14 protein-coding genes, 1 tRNA gene and 1 pseudogene are annotated in these 15,148 nt (G+C 72.2%); 9 read left to right on the plus strand and 7 right to left on the minus strand.

Going from position 1 to position 15,148, the window contains the following annotated elements:
- The first annotated feature begins 10 nt into the window (after positions 1 to 10).
- The 3 genes from BMY89_RS09065 to BMY89_RS09075 all read left to right on the plus strand — a co-directional run bounded on the left by BMY89_RS09065 (position 11) and on the right by BMY89_RS09075 (position 1,637).
- Entirely contained in the window at positions 11 to 703 is a 693-nt protein-coding gene (locus BMY89_RS09065) for a winged helix-turn-helix domain-containing protein (protein WP_092377965.1), read from the plus strand.
- Between the two features lie 93 nt (positions 704 to 796).
- Positions 797 to 871 (plus strand) — tRNA-Arg (locus BMY89_RS09070).
- Positions 872 to 1,043: 172 nt separating this feature from the next.
- The gene (locus BMY89_RS09075; RefSeq protein WP_092377969.1) at positions 1,044 to 1,637 is read left to right on the plus strand and encodes a DoxX family membrane protein; all 594 of its coding nucleotides are present in this window, start codon (positions 1,044 to 1,046) and stop codon (positions 1,635 to 1,637) included.
- Positions 1,638 to 1,772: 135 nt separating this feature from the next.
- On the opposite strand, the gene BMY89_RS09080 is transcribed toward BMY89_RS09075, so the two are convergent.
- Both BMY89_RS09080 and BMY89_RS09085 read right to left on the minus strand, forming a co-directional pair.
- Positions 1,773 to 2,735: a DNA polymerase domain-containing protein gene (locus BMY89_RS09080; protein WP_092379171.1), complete on the minus strand. Its 963-nt coding sequence runs from the start codon at positions 2,733 to 2,735 to the stop codon at positions 1,773 to 1,775.
- 140 nt (positions 2,736 to 2,875) lie between these two features.
- Positions 2,876 to 3,646 (minus strand): isocitrate lyase/PEP mutase family protein, encoded by a 771-nt coding sequence (locus BMY89_RS09085; RefSeq protein ID WP_092377972.1) that lies wholly within the window; start codon positions 3,644 to 3,646, stop codon positions 2,876 to 2,878.
- 125 nt (positions 3,647 to 3,771) lie between these two features.
- Between BMY89_RS09085 and BMY89_RS09090 the strand changes: the two genes are divergently transcribed.
- Positions 3,772 to 4,320 carry a TetR/AcrR family transcriptional regulator gene (locus BMY89_RS09090; RefSeq protein ID WP_092377974.1) on the plus strand — a complete coding sequence of 183 codons (549 nt, stop codon included), beginning with the start codon at positions 3,772 to 3,774 and terminating at the stop codon, positions 4,318 to 4,320.
- A 38-nt stretch (positions 4,321 to 4,358) separates the two neighbouring features.
- Positions 4,359 to 6,605: an MMPL family transporter gene (locus BMY89_RS09095; protein WP_092377977.1), complete on the plus strand. Its 2,247-nt coding sequence runs from the start codon at positions 4,359 to 4,361 to the stop codon at positions 6,603 to 6,605.
- A 146-nt stretch (positions 6,606 to 6,751) separates the two neighbouring features.
- Here BMY89_RS09095 and BMY89_RS09100 read toward each other — a convergent pair whose 3' ends face one another.
- From BMY89_RS09100 to BMY89_RS09110, 3 genes are all read right to left on the minus strand, one after another.
- Complete coding sequence (locus BMY89_RS09100) at positions 6,752 to 8,008, minus strand: erythromycin esterase family protein (protein WP_092377982.1); 1,257 nt, start codon at positions 8,006 to 8,008, stop codon at positions 6,752 to 6,754.
- A 100-nt stretch (positions 8,009 to 8,108) separates the two neighbouring features.
- Positions 8,109 to 8,906, minus strand: coding sequence for an ErmE/ErmH/ErmO/ErmR family 23S rRNA (adenine(2058)-N(6))-methyltransferase (erm, locus tag BMY89_RS09105; protein ID WP_092377986.1), 798 nt, complete (start codon positions 8,904 to 8,906; stop codon positions 8,109 to 8,111).
- Between the two features lie 403 nt (positions 8,907 to 9,309).
- Positions 9,310 to 10,215 (minus strand): Gfo/Idh/MocA family protein, encoded by a 906-nt coding sequence (locus BMY89_RS09110; RefSeq protein WP_175510329.1) that lies wholly within the window; start codon positions 10,213 to 10,215, stop codon positions 9,310 to 9,312.
- Between the two features lie 189 nt (positions 10,216 to 10,404).
- Here BMY89_RS09110 and BMY89_RS09115 point away from each other — a divergent pair, with 189 nt between their 5' ends.
- Positions 10,405 to 10,809, plus strand: a complete 405-nt coding sequence (locus BMY89_RS09115) for a hypothetical protein (RefSeq protein ID WP_092377992.1) — start codon at positions 10,405 to 10,407, stop codon at positions 10,807 to 10,809.
- A gap of 16 nt (positions 10,810 to 10,825) precedes the next feature.
- Positions 10,826 to 11,288: pseudogene (locus tag BMY89_RS09120) on the plus strand (hypothetical protein).
- Here BMY89_RS09120 and fabG read toward each other — a convergent pair.
- Positions 11,261 to 12,019: a 3-oxoacyl-ACP reductase FabG gene (gene fabG / locus BMY89_RS09125; protein ID WP_092377994.1), complete on the minus strand. Its 759-nt coding sequence runs from the start codon at positions 12,017 to 12,019 to the stop codon at positions 11,261 to 11,263. The pseudogene BMY89_RS09120 and the gene fabG sit on opposite strands and share 28 nt — an antisense overlap.
- A 72-nt stretch (positions 12,020 to 12,091) precedes the next feature.
- On the minus strand, positions 12,092 to 13,744 hold the full coding sequence (locus tag BMY89_RS09130) for an alpha-amylase family protein (RefSeq protein WP_092377997.1): 1,653 nt from the start codon (positions 13,742 to 13,744) through the stop codon (positions 12,092 to 12,094).
- Positions 13,745 to 13,806: 62 nt separating this feature from the next.
- Between BMY89_RS09130 and BMY89_RS09135 the strand changes: the two genes are divergently transcribed.
- Positions 13,807 to 14,397 carry a DUF1349 domain-containing protein gene (locus BMY89_RS09135; protein ID WP_092377999.1) on the plus strand — a complete coding sequence of 197 codons (591 nt, stop codon included), beginning with the start codon at positions 13,807 to 13,809 and terminating at the stop codon, positions 14,395 to 14,397.
- Positions 14,398 to 14,473: 76 nt separating this feature from the next.
- On the plus strand, positions 14,474 to 15,139 hold the full coding sequence (locus BMY89_RS09140; protein WP_092378001.1) for a DedA family protein: 666 nt from the start codon (positions 14,474 to 14,476) through the stop codon (positions 15,137 to 15,139).
- Positions 15,140 to 15,148: the final 9 nt, after the last annotated feature.

A 15,148-nucleotide genomic window follows, 5' to 3' on the forward strand; every position in this document is an offset into this window, starting at 1 on the left:
TGTCCAGCACGTGGGGGTTGCACTCAGAGACGCACGGCGTTCGGTCACCAGCTGGTGCCGGCGCCACACCATCGGCGGTGACGGGGCGGTGGCAGCCGTCCGTCGCGGACAGCGGCAGGGCGAGCCGGGAACGCTCAGCCGCGAACAGGAGCTGGAACTCATCGACACCCTCCGGGGCGTCCACCCCGACGCGTTCGGCCTGGACGAGGAGCTGTGGACCCGCCAGAGTCTGCACATCCTCATCGAACGGCACTTCGGGCTGAAGCTGGACGCGGGAGTGGTCGGGACGTACCTGCGGGCCTGGGGGCTGGGCCCACGCGAGCCCCGGGAGCGGGCCTGCGGACTCTGCGTCGGCGCCGTCGAGCGGTGGGTACGCGGCGAGTACCCGGCCATCACCCGGGCCGCCCAGGAGCACCTGGCCGAGGTCTACTGGATCGGTCGGGTCCGGCTACGCGGCACCATGCCGGCGGCCGACGTGATCTCGGCCGTCTCCTCGCGGGGGCGGGTCCGGTTCATGATCACCACGCCCTCGGTGGACCCAGCGCTGTACCGCGACTTCGTGCTCCGGCTCAGCGGTCCGGAACAGCGCACGGTCCACCTGATCGTGGACGGCTCGTGGGCCCGCAACGAATGGCCGCGCCGGCTTCCCCGCCGCATAGTGCCGCACCCGCTGCCCAGTTGCGGGCGCGCTCAGGCCGCCTGACGGCCACCGGTTGACCATCGGCGGCCGGAGCCGACCCGCCGATACCGATTCGGCGATCGGGTACGCGGTTTGCTAGTCTTCTCCAGTCGCTGAGCCCCCGTAGCTCAGGGGATAGAGCACCGCCCTCCGGAGGCGGGGGCGCAGGTTCGAATCCTGCCGGGGGCACCACGCCTGAACAGCCGAAACGAAAACCCCGACCGGGTAATCCGGTCGGGGTTTATGGCTATCTCTGCACGAGGTCGGGACCTTGGTCCCGCCGGCTTCGGGCGCTCTGGCCCGCGCGCCGCTGCCCCTCCCGGGGCGAGAGTGGTCATGTAGGAAGCTGACCACGGAGGCAACGATGACCATCCAGCACGGTACCCACCGATCGATCGAGCGACCGCTCGAGCACGCCGAACTGCCCGGCGCCATGTTGACCACCACCGCCGCCCGCGCCCTGGCCGTGCTGCGGATCTCCACCGGGCTCGTCTTTCTCTGGGCGTTCCTCGACAAGACCTTCGGCCTCGGCTACGCCACCCCGGCCGAGCGGGCCTGGATCAACGGCGGCTCGCCCACCAAGGGCTTCCTCGCCAACGTCGAGGTGGGACCGTTGCAGTCGATGGCCCACTCGATCGCCGGAACGTGGTGGGCCAACACGCTGTTCATGGTCGGCCTGGCCGCCATCGGCCTCGCCCTGGTCGCCGGCGTCGGCCTGCGGATCGCCGCCGCCTCGGGCACCCTGATGATGGCGCTGATGTGGCTGGCCGAGTTCCCGCTGGCCCGGTTCACCGCCGGCGGCGACCCGACCGGCTCCACGAACCCCGTCGTCGACTACCACCTGATCTACGCCGTCGTTCTGGTCGCCCTGGCCGCCGCGTACGCCGGCCACACCTGGGGCCTGGGCCGCCGCTGGGCCCGGCTGCCCTTCGTGCAGCGCCACCGCTGGATGCTCTGATCCGCTCGACAACCGCTGGGCCGGACCGCCACCATGGTCCGGCCCAGCGGCGCGTCGGGCGGTAGCGATGGCCTCCTCCTCCGCAGTGCCCACCACGGCCAGGACCCGCCTCCACCGCCCTGTTGCCGGTCTCTCTCAGTCGGCGGCGGCGCGTCTGGCGCGGGCCCGGCGGCGGCCCTCGTGCATGGCCTGCACCCTGGGCACCGGGATGGCCCGCCCCTGCTCGACCAGGTCGGCCGGGAGGTGCTGCGGCGGCGGCATCAGCTCCACCCACGGGTCCCGGTCCGCCAGCAGCGCACCGGCCGTCCGGATGGTGAAGTCGCCCGGCGTCACCGACTCCAGGTCCGCCCAGGGCACCGGGAACGAGACCGGCACGCCGGGCCGCAACCGAGGGCTGTACACCGACACGACGGTCGCCCCGCCGGTGCGGGTGGGATCGACGAAGACCTTGCCACCCCGGTCCTCCCGGATGAACGCGGTGGTCGCCAGCGCCGGGTCCAGGCGTTCCGCCCGGGCGGCCAGGGCCCGGGTGGCGGCGGCCAACTCCTCGGCGTCGGGGCCGGGCGCGACCGGGACGAAGACGTGGACCCCCTTGGCACCGCTGGTCTTCACCGCGCCGGCCAGCCCGGCGTCCGCGAGAGCCTGCCGAACCAGCAGCGCGGCGGCCACTGCGGCGGCGAACCCGTCGCCCTCCGGCGGGTCGAGGTCGAGCACCAGGTGGGTGGGGCGGCTCAGGTCGTCGGCCGTGGCCAGGGTGGGGTGGTACTCGACCGCCCGCTGGTTGGCGAACCAGAGCAGCGTCCGGCGGTCGTCGCAGAGCCCGTACGAGATCTCCCGGCGCGACGCCTCGGCCCAGATCGGCACCCGGCGTACCCATTCCGGGGTGTAGCGCGGCAGGTTCTTCTGCATGAACGGCGGCTGGCCCGGGCGCACCCGGACCACCGACAGTGGACGGCCGCGCAGCTGCGGGACGATCCGGTCGGCCACAGCGTCGAGGTAGTCGACCAGGTCACGCTTGGTCGCCTCCGACCCGTCGAACAAAGCCTGGTCGAGGTTGGTCAGCGCCACCCCGTCCCGGGTCTCGTCAGCTCCAGTCACCCGATCACCATCCCGGTCGGGCACCCGGTGGTCAACGGGACACGGCCACTGATCCGTCTGTGCTCTCAGCTCGACAGGCTGCCCACCCGGTACGTCGCGCGCCGCGAGGGGCCGCCGCACACCTGGAGGGGCCGCCGCGCTCAGCCGAGTGGCCCGCCGGCGGCCACCGCGGCCAGCAGCCGGGCGGTGTACGCGCGGGTCGCCGCGTACACGCCGGCGCCGTGGCTGACCCGGGCCACGCCGAGCGCGGCCAGTTCGGCGACCGTCGGCGTCCCCGGCCGGGCCAGCACGTTCACCGGCGCCGCCACGGCCTGGACGACGGACCGCAACTCGGCCGGTCCGGCGAGCAGGATCGGGTAGACGCAGTCCGCGCCGGCTGCCAGGTACCGGCAGGCCCGGCGGACCGTCTCGCCGAGCCAACCGGCCGGCTCGCCGGCCTGCCGGAGGAAGACGTCGACCCGGGCGTTGACCACGATCGGCACCCCGGCTGCCTCGGCGGCCGCCCGCACTCCGGCCAGCAACTCGGTCTGCCGGCCGTCGTCGACCAGGGCGCCGGACCGTGGGTCGGAGTCCTCCAGGTTGAGCCCGACCGCGCCGGCTTCGAGCAGCCGCTCGACCAGTTCGGTGGGGCGCAGGCCGTAGCCGCGCTCCAGGTCGGCGGTGACCGGTACGTCGACCGCGCGGGCCACCCTGGCCACGGCGGCGAAGATCTCCCCCACCGGGGCGTCCTCACCGTCCGCGTAGCCGAGCGACTCGGCGACGGCCGCGCTGCTGGTGGCTACCGCGGCGAAGCCGGCGTCGACGACTGCCCGGGCCGAGCCGGCGTCCCAGGCGTTGGGCAGCAGCAGCGGATCGCCGGGTCGGTGCAGGGCACGCAGTGCGGCCGCCCGGGCCGCCGGGGAGGTGGTCACAGGTCGATTCTCGGCGCGGCGCAGCGCCGCCCGGAGAGCCAATTCGCCGCCGCTGGCTGTGTGGTGAAGGACACTGATCTGACCGATCGGTCAGCTCTGACCGATCGGTCAGGCATGCTGGGGCCATGGTCCGCTCCACCCCGCAGACGCACGGCGACATCCTGGCCGCCGCGTCGAGACGCTTCGCCGTCACCGGCTACCGAGGGACTTCGTTGCAGGACATCGCCGGCGAGGTGGGCTGTTCCAAGGCTGCGGTGCTCTACCACTTCGCCAACAAGGAGGCCATCCTCACCGAGCTGATGGCCCCGGCGATCGGCGTGCTGCGGTCGCTCGACGACCAGATCGCCGCCCAGCCCGACCCGGCCTCGGCGCAACGGGTCGCCGCCGAGGGCTTCGTCGACCTCGCGGTCCGGTTCCGCAGCGAGATCGCCCTGCTCCGCGGGGAGTTCCCGGAGCTGCTGCAACAACCGGTGTTCGCGCACATCCAACTGATCTCCGAACGGCTCATCGACGCCCTCGCCGGCCATCCCGAACGGCCCTCGGCCCGGATCACCGCGCTGGTGCTGCTCGCCGGCATCGCCGAGACCTGCGGCCAGTTCGCCGACGTACCCGACAAAGAACTGGGCGACGCCCTGCTGGCGCTGCTCCGACGGGCGCTGGAACCCGCCCACTGACCGTCCCACAAATCCAAACGACCGAGGGAAAGGACCTCATGGCGACCCTGCTCTACCGCCTTGGCCGGGGCTCGATGCGCCGCCGGCGACTTGTCGCCGCGATCTGGCTCGTCGTACTCGTCGGGCTCGGCCTGGCCGCGGCGACCCTGCGTGGCCCGACGGCCAGCAACTTCACCATGCCCGGCACCGAATCGCAGCAGGCGCTGGACCTGCTCAACGAGCAGTTCCCGGCCGCGGCCGGCGCCACCGGCACCATCGCGGTCAAGGCACCCTCCGCCGGCCAACTCGGGGCGCCCGAGGGCCAGGAGGTGATCCAGGCGATCACGGCCGAGGCCGCCACGGTGCCCGGCGTGGTGGCCGCCGTCGACCCGTTCCAGGTCGGCGCGGTATCCCCCGACGGCCAGTACGCCCTGATCCAGGTGCAGTTCAGCGTCGGCGCCGACCAGGTGACCGAGGAGCAGCGGGAGGCGTACGAGGAAGTCGGCGCCGAGGCCCAGGCGCAGGGTTGGCAGGTGGCGCCCGGTGGCGAGGTGCTCAACACCGAACCCGAGGTCGGCTCCACCGAGGCGATCGGTGTCGCGGTGGCCCTCGTCGTCCTGGTGGTCACCTTCGGCTCGCTGGTGGCGGCGGGAATGACCATGCTCAACGCGCTGATCGGTGTCGGGGTCGGGATGGCCGGGCTCTTCGCGCTCAGCGGCGCGGTCGAGCTGACCACCACCGCGCCGATCCTCGCGCTGATGCTCGGCCTCGCTGTCGGCATCGACTACTCGCTCTTCATCACCTCGCGGTACCGGCAGAACCTGCTCGACGGCCTCCCAGCCGACGAGGCGGTGGGCCGAGCGGTCGGCACCGCCGGCTCGGCGGTGGTCTTCGCCGGCGCCACCGTGGTCATCGCCCTGGCCGGCCTGGCGGTGGTGAACATCCCGTTCCTGACCGTGATGGGTCTGGCCGCCGCCGGCACGGTGACGATCGCGGTACTGGTGGCGATCACCCTCCAGCCGGCCCTGCTCGGCTTCGCCGGACGCCGGGTACTGCCCCGCCGGCTGCGCTCCGCGATGCCGGCGACCACCGCCGGCGTCGAGGACGACACCAACCAGCAGAGCGACGTGACGAGCCACCGTGCGGCACCGGAGGCCGCCGCCGTCACCGGCGAGGACCGCTCCACGTTCGGGTTCCGCTGGGCCCGCCTGATCACCCGCTTCCGGATCCCGGTGATCCTGGTCGGCGTGCTCGGCCTGGGGCTGCTCGCGCTGCCCGCGTCGGACATGCGTCTCGCCCTCCCCGACGCCGGCACCGCGCCGGCCGGGTCAGCCGCCCGGGTCTCCAACGACCTGATCACCGAGGGCTTCGGGCCGGGCTTCACGGGCCGCCTCGCGGTGGTCGTCGCCGGTGACGACGCCCAGGCCACCGCCGCGGCCGTTCCGCAGGTGACCGCCCTGGTCCAGCGCACCGACAACGTGCTCGCCGTGGCCCCGCCGCAGCTCAGCCCGGACGGCCGGACGGCGCTGCTCGGGGTGATCCCGCAGACCGGCCCGACCGACCCGGCGACCGAGACGATGGTGCACGACATCCGTACCGCCGTCGGCGGGGTAGACGGCGCGAACGTGCTGCTGACCGGGGTGACCGCGATCGGCATCGACATCTCGGAGAAGCTCTCCGACGCGCTGCCGATCTACCTGGGCCTGGTGGTCGGCCTGTCGATCCTGCTGCTGATGCTGGTGTTCCGGTCCCTGCTGGTGCCGGTCAAGGCGGCCCTGGGCTTCCTGCTCACCGTCGCCGCCACGTTCGGCATCACGGTCGCGGTGTTCCAGCAGGGTCACCTCGCCGACCTGGTCGGGCTGGACACGCCGGGGCCGCTGATCAGCTTCCTACCGATCCTGCTGATCGGCATCCTGTTCGGTCTGGCCATGGACTACGAGGTCTTCCTGGTCTCCCGGATGCGGGAGGACTTCGTCCACGGTGACACCGCCCAGCAGGCCACCATCAACGGGATGGGGCACGGTGCGCGGGTGGTCACCGCCGCCGCGCTGATCATGACGTCGGTCTTCGGTGGCTTCGTCTTCCTCGACGATCCGGTGATCAAGTCGATCGGCTTCGCGCTCGCCATCGGCGTGGCGATCGACGCCTTCGTGGTCCGGATGACCATCGTTCCGGCGGTGATGTCGCTGCTCGGCAAGGTCGCCTGGTGGCTGCCTCGCTGGCTCGATCGGGCGCTGCCCAACGTCGACATCGAGGGCGAGAAGCTGCGCGCCCAGCTCGACGAGAAGGTCCCCGCCGGCACCTGAGGTGTAAGGAGGGGCCCCCTGTTAACGCCTGGTGCATAGCAGGGGGCCCCTGTTAACGCCCGCCCCCAACGCCGCACGCCGGAAACGCCGCACGCCGGCAACGCCGCACGCCGGAAACGCCGCACGCCGGGCAATGCTCGCGAGGCTCACACGCCGGCCGGGTACGTCTCCATCTCGCCCGGGCTGGCCAGAGCGGGCAGCGGGTGCAGCGCCGTGGTCTCGTCGCACCAGATGAGGGCGTCGTACCGCTGCCCCAGCCGGGTCGGCACATAGTTGCCCCACGACTCGAACGACGGGTCGTAGACCACACCGATGGCCCGGTGGTCGAGGGTGTCGGTGACCCAGCCCGGCTGGTCCGGCCCGCCGAAGACCAGCACCGCCCGTTCCGGCATCAGCTCGTGCAGCCGGTGTTCCACCGAGCCTTCGCGGGCCGGCGGCACCACCATCGCCTCGGCGGGCGATCCCCAGCGCGGCGCGGCGATCACGGTGCCGCGCCAACTGCCGAACCCGATCAGCACCACCCCGTCGGCGCCGTGGCGCTCCCGGGCCAGTTGACCGATGTTCACCATCCCGTCGGTGGCCATGTCGGTCGCCCGCGCGTCACCCACGTGCGTGTTGTGCGCCCAGACGACACCCCGGGCACCCGGCCCGTAGCGTTCCAGCAGCCGGTCCAGGGTGTCAGCCATGTGGGTGTCCCGGACGTTCCACGACCCGGGCCCACCGGCGACCATCTCCCGGTAGTAGCGCTCCGCGCCGGCCAACACCTCCGCGTTCTGCCAGGCCGAGAAGGCTCCCGGTCCGTCGGTGGCGGCGAATTTCCGAGTACGCGCGAGCAGCCGGATCACCTCCTGCTCGCATCGGGCGGAGACGAAACGGCTCGCCACCCCGTACTCCTCGACCCGCTTGCCGTACGGCTCGAAGCACCGGTACGCGTCCTGCGCGGCCTCCAGCGAGGCCGGGTCCTCTTCGCCGAGATAGTCGAAGATCGCCTGCATCGACTCCCAGAGGCTGTAGACGTCGAGGCCGTGGAACCCGACCCGGGACGGCTGCGCGCGCTCCATGTTCCAGGAGCGCAGCCACCGACAGAAGCGGGCGACCTCGGCGTTGGCCCACATCCAGGTGGGCCAACGCTCGAAGCGTTCCAGGGCGATCTGCGGCTCGGCCAGTCCGTCGGTGGCACCGGTCACCGAGCGGTGCACCCGGTCGCAGTCCGGCCAGTCGCCCTCCACCGCCACGAAGGAGAAGCCGCACTCGGCGATCAGGCGGCGGGTCAGTTGCTCCCGGATCCGGTAGTAGTCGTAGGTACCGTGCGTCGCCTCCCCGATCATCACCACCCGCGCGTCCCGGACACGCTCCAGCAACGGGTCGAGGTCGCTCGGCGCGCCGAGCCGCTGTACCTGCATGCCTGCGGCTACCCGGGTCCCGGTTGGGCAAACGCCCCGGCTCGGCGGTGCTGGGCCGGGGCGGTGGCCCGGGTACCCGGCCGGGCACGACCTCAATCTGTCAGCGGGCGCGCAGCAGGCGGTGCAGCACCAACCACTGCTCCGGCCAGACATGCCCGACCGGGGTGTCCGGGTCGAGCCGGCTGGCGCGCAGCGCCGCCATCAGCCGGGCCCGCCGATGCTCGCGGGCCAGCGAGGCCGCGAGCGAGCCGCCGACCCCGCTGAACCCGAGCTCCACCATCCGGCGGTACGCCGGCAGGGCCGGCGCCGGCAGCAGCGGCTGCTCCCGACGCTCGATGCGCAGGATGCCGGCGTCGACCCGGGGCACCGGACGGAACGCGGCACGTGGGACCCGCCCGGCGAGCCGCCAGCTGAACTCCGGCCAGGTCAGCACCGTCAGCCGGGTCCACCGGCCGTAGTCACCGGCCCGGCGGCGGGCGTACTCCAGTTGGGTCAGCAGGGTTGCCTGACGCAGCCCCGGCGCGGCCAGGCACCAGCGCACCACGGCCGCGGTGAGCGACCACGGGATGTTGCCGACCACGGCGAACTCCGCCGGAGGCGCTGCCGCGGCGAGGAAGTCGGCCTGACGGTACGTGACATTCGGCAGGGCCGCGCAGACCCGGGCCAACTCCACGCGGGCGGCGGGATCCACCTCGTACGCCATCAGGTGCCCGCAGCGTGCGGCCAGCGGGCGGGTCAGTTGCCCGCGCCCGGCACCCAGCTCCAGCACCAGGCCGCCGGGATCGGGGCGGGCGGCGTCGACGAGCCTCGCGATGGCGGCCGGGTCGACGAGGTAGTTCTGCGAAAGTACGCGACGGGACCGGTCGCGTTCGGTGCTGCGGAGGCGGCGGGGCGCCATGGCGTCGTCCTGTCTGTCGCCGTCGGGGCGACGGATCCGGACAGGCAGCCGTCATCGGGGCCTGTCCGAGCGGTTCGGGACTCGGACGGCCCTGGTCATGGCGCGAGAGGTGGCACCGTGATGCGCGGTGCCGGGAACGTACGCGAAAGGCGTCAGTCGCGGGTCGCGCCGGCCAGGGCCGGACGCCGGACTCGCAGGCGGGCCGCCAGCAGCGGCCAGTACGCGGCCGGCGAACCGACCGCGTTGATCAGAGCGTGCATACCCATGCCCGCGACCCTAACCACACCCACCCCAACCCCGCCCCCCAATTCCCCACGCCCCACCAGCCCTTGTCGATCATGACGTCGACGGGCGGCTTGGAGATCAAACGGCCCCGATCGGGGGAAGTAGGTCTACCTCCGAGTCAGGCGGATAGCTCGACGACGGTGGCTTGGGTGCGGGCGGTCTCGGCGGCGGCGAGCACCGCCACCACCTCGCGACCGAACCGCACGTCGCAGCGGTGATCCCGGGTGCCGGCGTCGACCTCCGCCAGCAACTGGTCGATCGCCACTGCGAACGCCGTCGCGGCGCTTCCGCCGCCGTTGGGGAGCCTCTCGATGCCGTTCTCTCCGTAGAGCACGAACTCCGCGGCGACCGATTCCGGCGGCGCGTCGAGGGTCAGCGACACCGTGCTGGTGGCTCCGTCGGCGTGGCTGAGCAGCAGGTGGACCAGGCCGCCGGGCCCGTCGGTGGCCGCCACCCGGGTGACCCGGCCGAGCACCGGCAGCAACACCGCCAGGGCGTGCGGTCCGATGTCCCACAGCGCGCCGTGCTCTCGGCGCCACGGCGACTGGGCGTACGGGCTGCTGGGCTGGAAAATCGAGGCGAAGCGGATGACGTTGGCGGTGTGCCAACCTCCGGCCGCCGCGGTCGCTGCGATGAACCCGGCGACGTCCGGCTGATAGCGGCCGGTGAAGAAGACCACCGAGGCCGCGCCCGATCCGGCTGCGGCCTCGACCACCCGGTCGGCGTCGGCGACGGTCAGCGCCAGCGGCTTGTCCAGCAGCAGGTGCCGGCCGGCGGTGGCGGCCCGGACCGCGATCTCCGCCTGCACCTGCGGGGGCAGCGCCACGGCGACCGCGTCGCACGCCTCGATCAACGCGTCGACGTCGTCGAAGGCCGGTACGCCGTAGCGGGTGGCCAGCGCGGCGGCCTTGTCCTGGTTGCGACCCCAGACGCCGGCCAGCTCCGCCCTCGGGTGTGCCTCAAGCGCCGCAGCGTGCGTCTCCGCCGCCCAGTGGCCGGTGCCGAACAACCCGAACCGCATCACGTACCTCCGCCGTCGCCTGGCCGCGGCTGGCCCACGGCAAGGTCCACGCTAGCCTCCCGGCCGGCCCGGCCCGCCGCCCCCGCTGCCTTTCACGCCCTCCGTTGGAGCCCGCGTCCGCCACCGCCCGGCCTACGCGGGCTCTTACTACGTGGGTTAGTAGAGTGGCCCGGTGATCGGAACGAGCACCGGGTGGACCCGGTGACCGCCGCGCCCGCCACCGGGTCGCCGGTCGACGGCGGGCTGGCGGTGGCCGCCATCGTGCTGTCGCTGTTGGTCGCCGGCTGGGCACTGGTGGCCACGCTGCGCCACCGGCCGCCGGACCGGGTACAGCTGATCGGACTGGCCGTGCTGGAGCTGCTGCTGCTCGCGCTGGCGGTGGTGGCCGCCGTGGCGCTCGGCGGCGGCGAGCGGCCGGGCGAGCCGGGGACGTTCTTCGGGTACCTGGTGACGCTGATCTGCCTGCCGCCGCTGGCGGCGGTGCTGGCCCGGATGGAGCCGACCCGCTGGGGATCGGCGATCGTCTGCGCGGTCTGCCTGGTGACGCCGGTGGTCGTGGTCCGGCTTCAGCAGACGTGGGAGGTGCTCGGTGGCTGAGGTGGGGGCCGCCCGCATGCGGACCAACGCCGGTCCCGGGCGACTCCTGATCGCGGTGTACCTGCTCTTCGCGATCGCCGCCACCAGCCGCGCCGGGCTGCAGATCGCCACGCGGTTCGACGAGGCGCCACTGGCGTACCTGCTCTCCGCACTCGCCGCGGTGGTCTACATCGTGGCGGCGGCGGGCCTGGCGCGAGCCGGGCACGCGGGCCGTCGGGTCGCCCTGGCCTGCTGCGCCGTGGAGCTGGTCGGCGTGCTCGGGGTCGGCGCGTTCAGCCTGGCCCGCCCGGACCTGTTCCCCGACGAGACCGTCTGGTCCGGATTCGGCAGCGGCTACGGCTACATCCCGCTGGTGCTGCCGGTCCTCGGCCTGGCCTGGCTCTGGAAGACCCGTTAGGAAGGGCCCCTTCCTAACGCCTGGGGTAGAGGAAGGGGCCCTTCTTAACACCGGTCAGTCCTTGGGACCGCCGGCGACGTAGACCACCTGGCCGGAGACGAAGGACGCGCCCTCGCTGGCCAGGAACGAGATGGTGTGGGCCACGTCCTCGGGCCGGCCCACCCGGCGGACCGGAATTTCCGACACGGCGTGCTTCTGCATCGCCTCGAAGTCCACCTTCATCCGGGCCGCGGTGGCCGCCGTCATGTCGGTGACGATGAACCCGGGCGCGACCGCGTTGACGGTCACCCCGAACGGTCCCAGCTCGATGGCGAGCGTCTTGGTGAAGCCTTGCAGACCCGCCTTGGCGGCCGAGTAGTTGGCCTGGCCCCGGTTGCCCAACGCCGAGGTGCTGGAGAGGTTGACGATGCGGCCCCACTTCGCCTCGACCATGTGCTTCTGCGCGGCCTGGCTGAACAGGAAGGCGCCGCGCAGGTGTACGCCCATGACCGTGTCCCAGTCGGCGTCGGTCATCTTGAACAGCAGGTTGTCGCGGAGCACGCCGGCGTTGTTGACCAGCACGGTCGGCGCACCCAGCTCGGCGGCGACCCGCTCGACGGCGGCCTCCACCTGGGCGCGGTCCGCCACGTCCGCGCCGACACCGAGCGCCCGGCCACCGGCCGCCACGATCGCGTCCACGGTCTCCTTCGTCGCCGATTCCTCGATGTCGACCACCGCGACGGCCAGGCCGTCGGCGGCCAGCCGCCTGGCGGTGGCCGCCCCGATCCCCCGCGCCGCGCCCGTCACGATGGCGACCCGTTGCCCCTCCGACATGCCTACCTCCCGGTAACCTCGCTCGACGGCAGGAGCCTAACCCACCCTGCGGGTTGGCCAGGAGGACCAGGATCACGAGGACCAGGAACGGCAGAGCCTGATCCAGCGGTAGCCGTGGCCGGCGAGCTTCAGCTTGTCCAGCTTGCCGACATCGTCGTAGTTGCGGTCGGCGAGCACGTCGATGGGCAGGTCCGCCTCCGGCCGGAGCAGACTGAGGTCCACCTCGACGTCGGTGGTGCCGAGGTTGTGCAGGAAGACCATCGTCCCGGTCGGCCCGTCCGCACGGTGCGCCAGCACCCCCGGGGGCATCGGGGTGTCGATGTGGTTGGTGCGGCCGAAGCCGATCTCCGGGGCCTCCCGCAGCGTACGGATCATCCGCTCGAACCAGGCGAGCAGGGAGTTGCGGTCCCGACGCTGGAGGGTGACGTTCACCTTCTCGTACCCGAACTCACCCTTGTCGATGACCGGGCGGACCAGCTTCTCCGACTCCGCCGTGGAGAAGCCGGCATTGCGCTGGTGCGACCACTGCATCGGGGTACGGATCGCCTCCCGCCCCGGCAGCGACAGGTCCTCCCCCATCCCGATCTCCTCGCCGTAGCGCAGCACCGGGGTGCCGCGCAACGAGAACTGCAGGGAGTACGCCAGTTCGATGCGCCGCCGGTCGTTGCCCAGCATCGGCGCCAGCCGGCGGCGGATGCCCCGGTCGTAGATGCGCATGTGCTCCTCGGGACCGAACTGCTCGTACACCTCGTTGCGCTGTTCGGCGGTGAGCCGAGAGAGGTCGATCTCGTCGTGGTTGCGCAGGAAGGTGGCCCACTGCCCGCCCTCCGGCAGCGCCGGGGTGTCGCGCAGCGCCTCGATCACCGGCTCCGGGTCCTGCCGGGCCAGGGCCAGCATCATCCGCCCGTTGAGCATGAAGTCGAAGAGCATGTGCACCCGGTTCGCCGAGCCGCCGCTGTCGCCGAAGAAGGCGGGAAGATTGTCGGGCTCGACGTTCGCCTCGGCCAGCAGTACCGCGTCGCCACGACGCCACTGCACGTGCTGGCGCAGCTCGGTGAGGAACTCGAAGTCCAGCTCCGGGCTCGGGTCGCCCGGCTCGGTGCGTTCGATGATGAACGGCACCGCGTCCATCCGGAAACCGGCCACGCCGAGCTGGAGCCAGAACGACATGATCTTCTTGATCTCGTCGCGTACCTCGGGGTTGGTGGTGTTGAGGTCCGGCTGGAACTTGTAGAAACGGTGGTAGTACCAGGATTTCGCGGTCCGGTCGTAGGTCCAGGTCTCGTGCTGCTCACCGGGGAAGACCATGCCCTGATGCCGGTCGGCCGGTTCCTTGTCCGACCAGACGTACCAGTCTCGGTACGGCGAGTCCGGCGACGAGCGGGCGGAGACGAACCACGGGTGCTGGTCGGAGGTGTGGTTCACCACCAGGTCAATGATCACCCGGATGCCCCGGTTGCCGGCCTGGTGCAGCAGTTCGGCGAAATCGCCCAGGGTGCCGAAACGGGGGTCGACGTTGTAGAAGTCGGTGACGTCGTACCCGTCGTCGTCGTTGGGCGACGGGTGGATGGGGTGCAGCCAGAGGCAGGTCACACCGAGCCGGGCCAGGTAGTCCAGCCGGCCGATCAGACCCCGGAAATCCCCGACCCCGTCACCGTTGGAGTCCGCGTACGTGTCGATGTCGAGGCAGTACACGACCGCCTCCGAGTACCACCTGTCAGACATGCCCCAGAACCTTCTCCCGAGCGGGGCAGCGGCAAACCCCGGCGGCTCGGTACGGTGCCGTGATGCGCAGCGTCGAGTGGTCCAGCGGCACCTGGTGGGGACAGCCGGTCCGGGCAGTCGAGGAACCGGACGGTGCGCTGAGCGTCGAACCGGGATCGGGCAGCGACCTGTGGCGCCACACCAGCTACGGCTTCGTACACGACGACGCTCCGGCGCTGCTCGCACCCTTCCCGGCCGGCAGCGCGGTGGAGGTGGACTTCCAGCTGGGCTGGACGGGGCAGTTCGACCAGGCCGGCGTGCTGGTCCGGGTGGACGACCGGAGTTGGGTGAAGGCCGGGGTGGAGGTCAGCGACGGCCAACCCCAGGTCGGCGCGGTGGTGACCCGGGACTTCTCCGACTGGTCGGTGGCGCCGGTACCGGACTGGGCGGGCCGGGAGGTGACCGTGCGGGTCAGCCGGGCCGGTGACGCGCTGACCGTACGAGCGCGGGTCGCCGGCGAGCCGTGGCGGCTGGTCCGGCTCGCTCCGCTGGCCCCGGAGGCCACGGCCTCGGCCGGGCCCTACTGCTGCTCGCCAAGCCGGGGCGGCCTGACCGTCCGGTTCACCGGCTGGCGGCACGGCCCGGCCGACGAGGCACTGCACCCCCAGGAGTGACGACGCCGACCCGCGGTGTGCAGGGCCTTCCCGACGGGTAGGACGGCCTTTCACGCCGACCCGCGGAGGCAATCCCATGGCAGTCGCCCAGGACGTCGATCCCGGCCAACTCGGTGGGCTGACCGGGTGGGTCGCCGGGGTGATCGAGGCGAGCGGCGAGGTGGGGGTGGCCCTGCTCGTCGCCCTGGAGAGCATCGTCCCGCCGATCCCGAGCGAGATCGTCCTGGCCATGGCCGGATACCTGGCCGGTGAGGGCCGGTTCAACGTGGTCGTGGTGACGGTGGCGGCCACCATCGGCTCGGTACTCGGCGCGCTGATCCTCTACTGGCTCGGCGCGCTCGTCGGCGAGGACCGGCTCAAGCGCTGGCTCGACCGGCTGCCGCTGGTCGACCTTGACGACCTGGAGAAGGCCGACCGGTGGTTCGAACGGTACGGCCGCCGGGCGGTGTTCTTCGGCCGGATGGCACCGGTGATCCGCAGCCTCGTCTCGGTGCCGGCGGGGGCGAACCGGATGCCGCTGGTCGAGTTCGTCACGCTCACCACGCTGGGCAGCGGCATCTGGAACGGGCTCTTCATCGGTCTCGGCTACGCGCTCGGCTCGCGGTGGGACCAGATCGACCGTTACAGCTCCTGGTTCGACTACGGCATCCTCACCATCCTGGCCCTCATGATCATCTCCTGGGCCGTCAAAAAACACCGCCGCCGCTCCCACCGCCCCCGCCCCACCCACTCCCCCCACTAACCCCACCCT

Origin of the sequence: Micromonospora phaseoli (assembly GCF_900109115.1) — a bacterium.
GTDB classification, from domain to species: Bacteria; Actinomycetota; Actinomycetes; order Mycobacteriales; family Micromonosporaceae; genus Micromonospora; species Micromonospora phaseoli.

Coding starts and splice junctions, on each gene's coding strand:
- BMY89_RS09075 (WP_092377969.1), top strand. CDS start 1,044: ATGACCATCCAGCACGGTACCCACCGATCGATCGAGCGACCGCTCGAG.
- BMY89_RS09090 (WP_092377974.1), top strand. CDS start 3,772: ATGGTCCGCTCCACCCCGCAGACGCACGGCGACATCCTGGCCGCCGCG.
- BMY89_RS09095 (WP_092377977.1), top strand. CDS start 4,359: ATGGCGACCCTGCTCTACCGCCTTGGCCGGGGCTCGATGCGCCGCCGG.
- BMY89_RS09100 (WP_092377982.1), bottom strand. CDS start 8,008: ATGCAGGTACAGCGGCTCGGCGCGCCGAGCGACCTCGACCCGTTGCTG.
- erm (WP_092377986.1), bottom strand. CDS start 8,906: ATGGCGCCCCGCCGCCTCCGCAGCACCGAACGCGACCGGTCCCGTCGC.
- fabG (WP_092377994.1), bottom strand. CDS start 12,019: ATGTCGGAGGGGCAACGGGTCGCCATCGTGACGGGCGCGGCGCGGGGG.
- BMY89_RS09130 (WP_092377997.1), bottom strand. CDS start 13,744: ATGTCTGACAGGTGGTACTCGGAGGCGGTCGTGTACTGCCTCGACATC.
- BMY89_RS09135 (WP_092377999.1), top strand. CDS start 13,807: ATGCGCAGCGTCGAGTGGTCCAGCGGCACCTGGTGGGGACAGCCGGTC.
- BMY89_RS09140 (WP_092378001.1), top strand. CDS start 14,474: ATGGCAGTCGCCCAGGACGTCGATCCCGGCCAACTCGGTGGGCTGACC.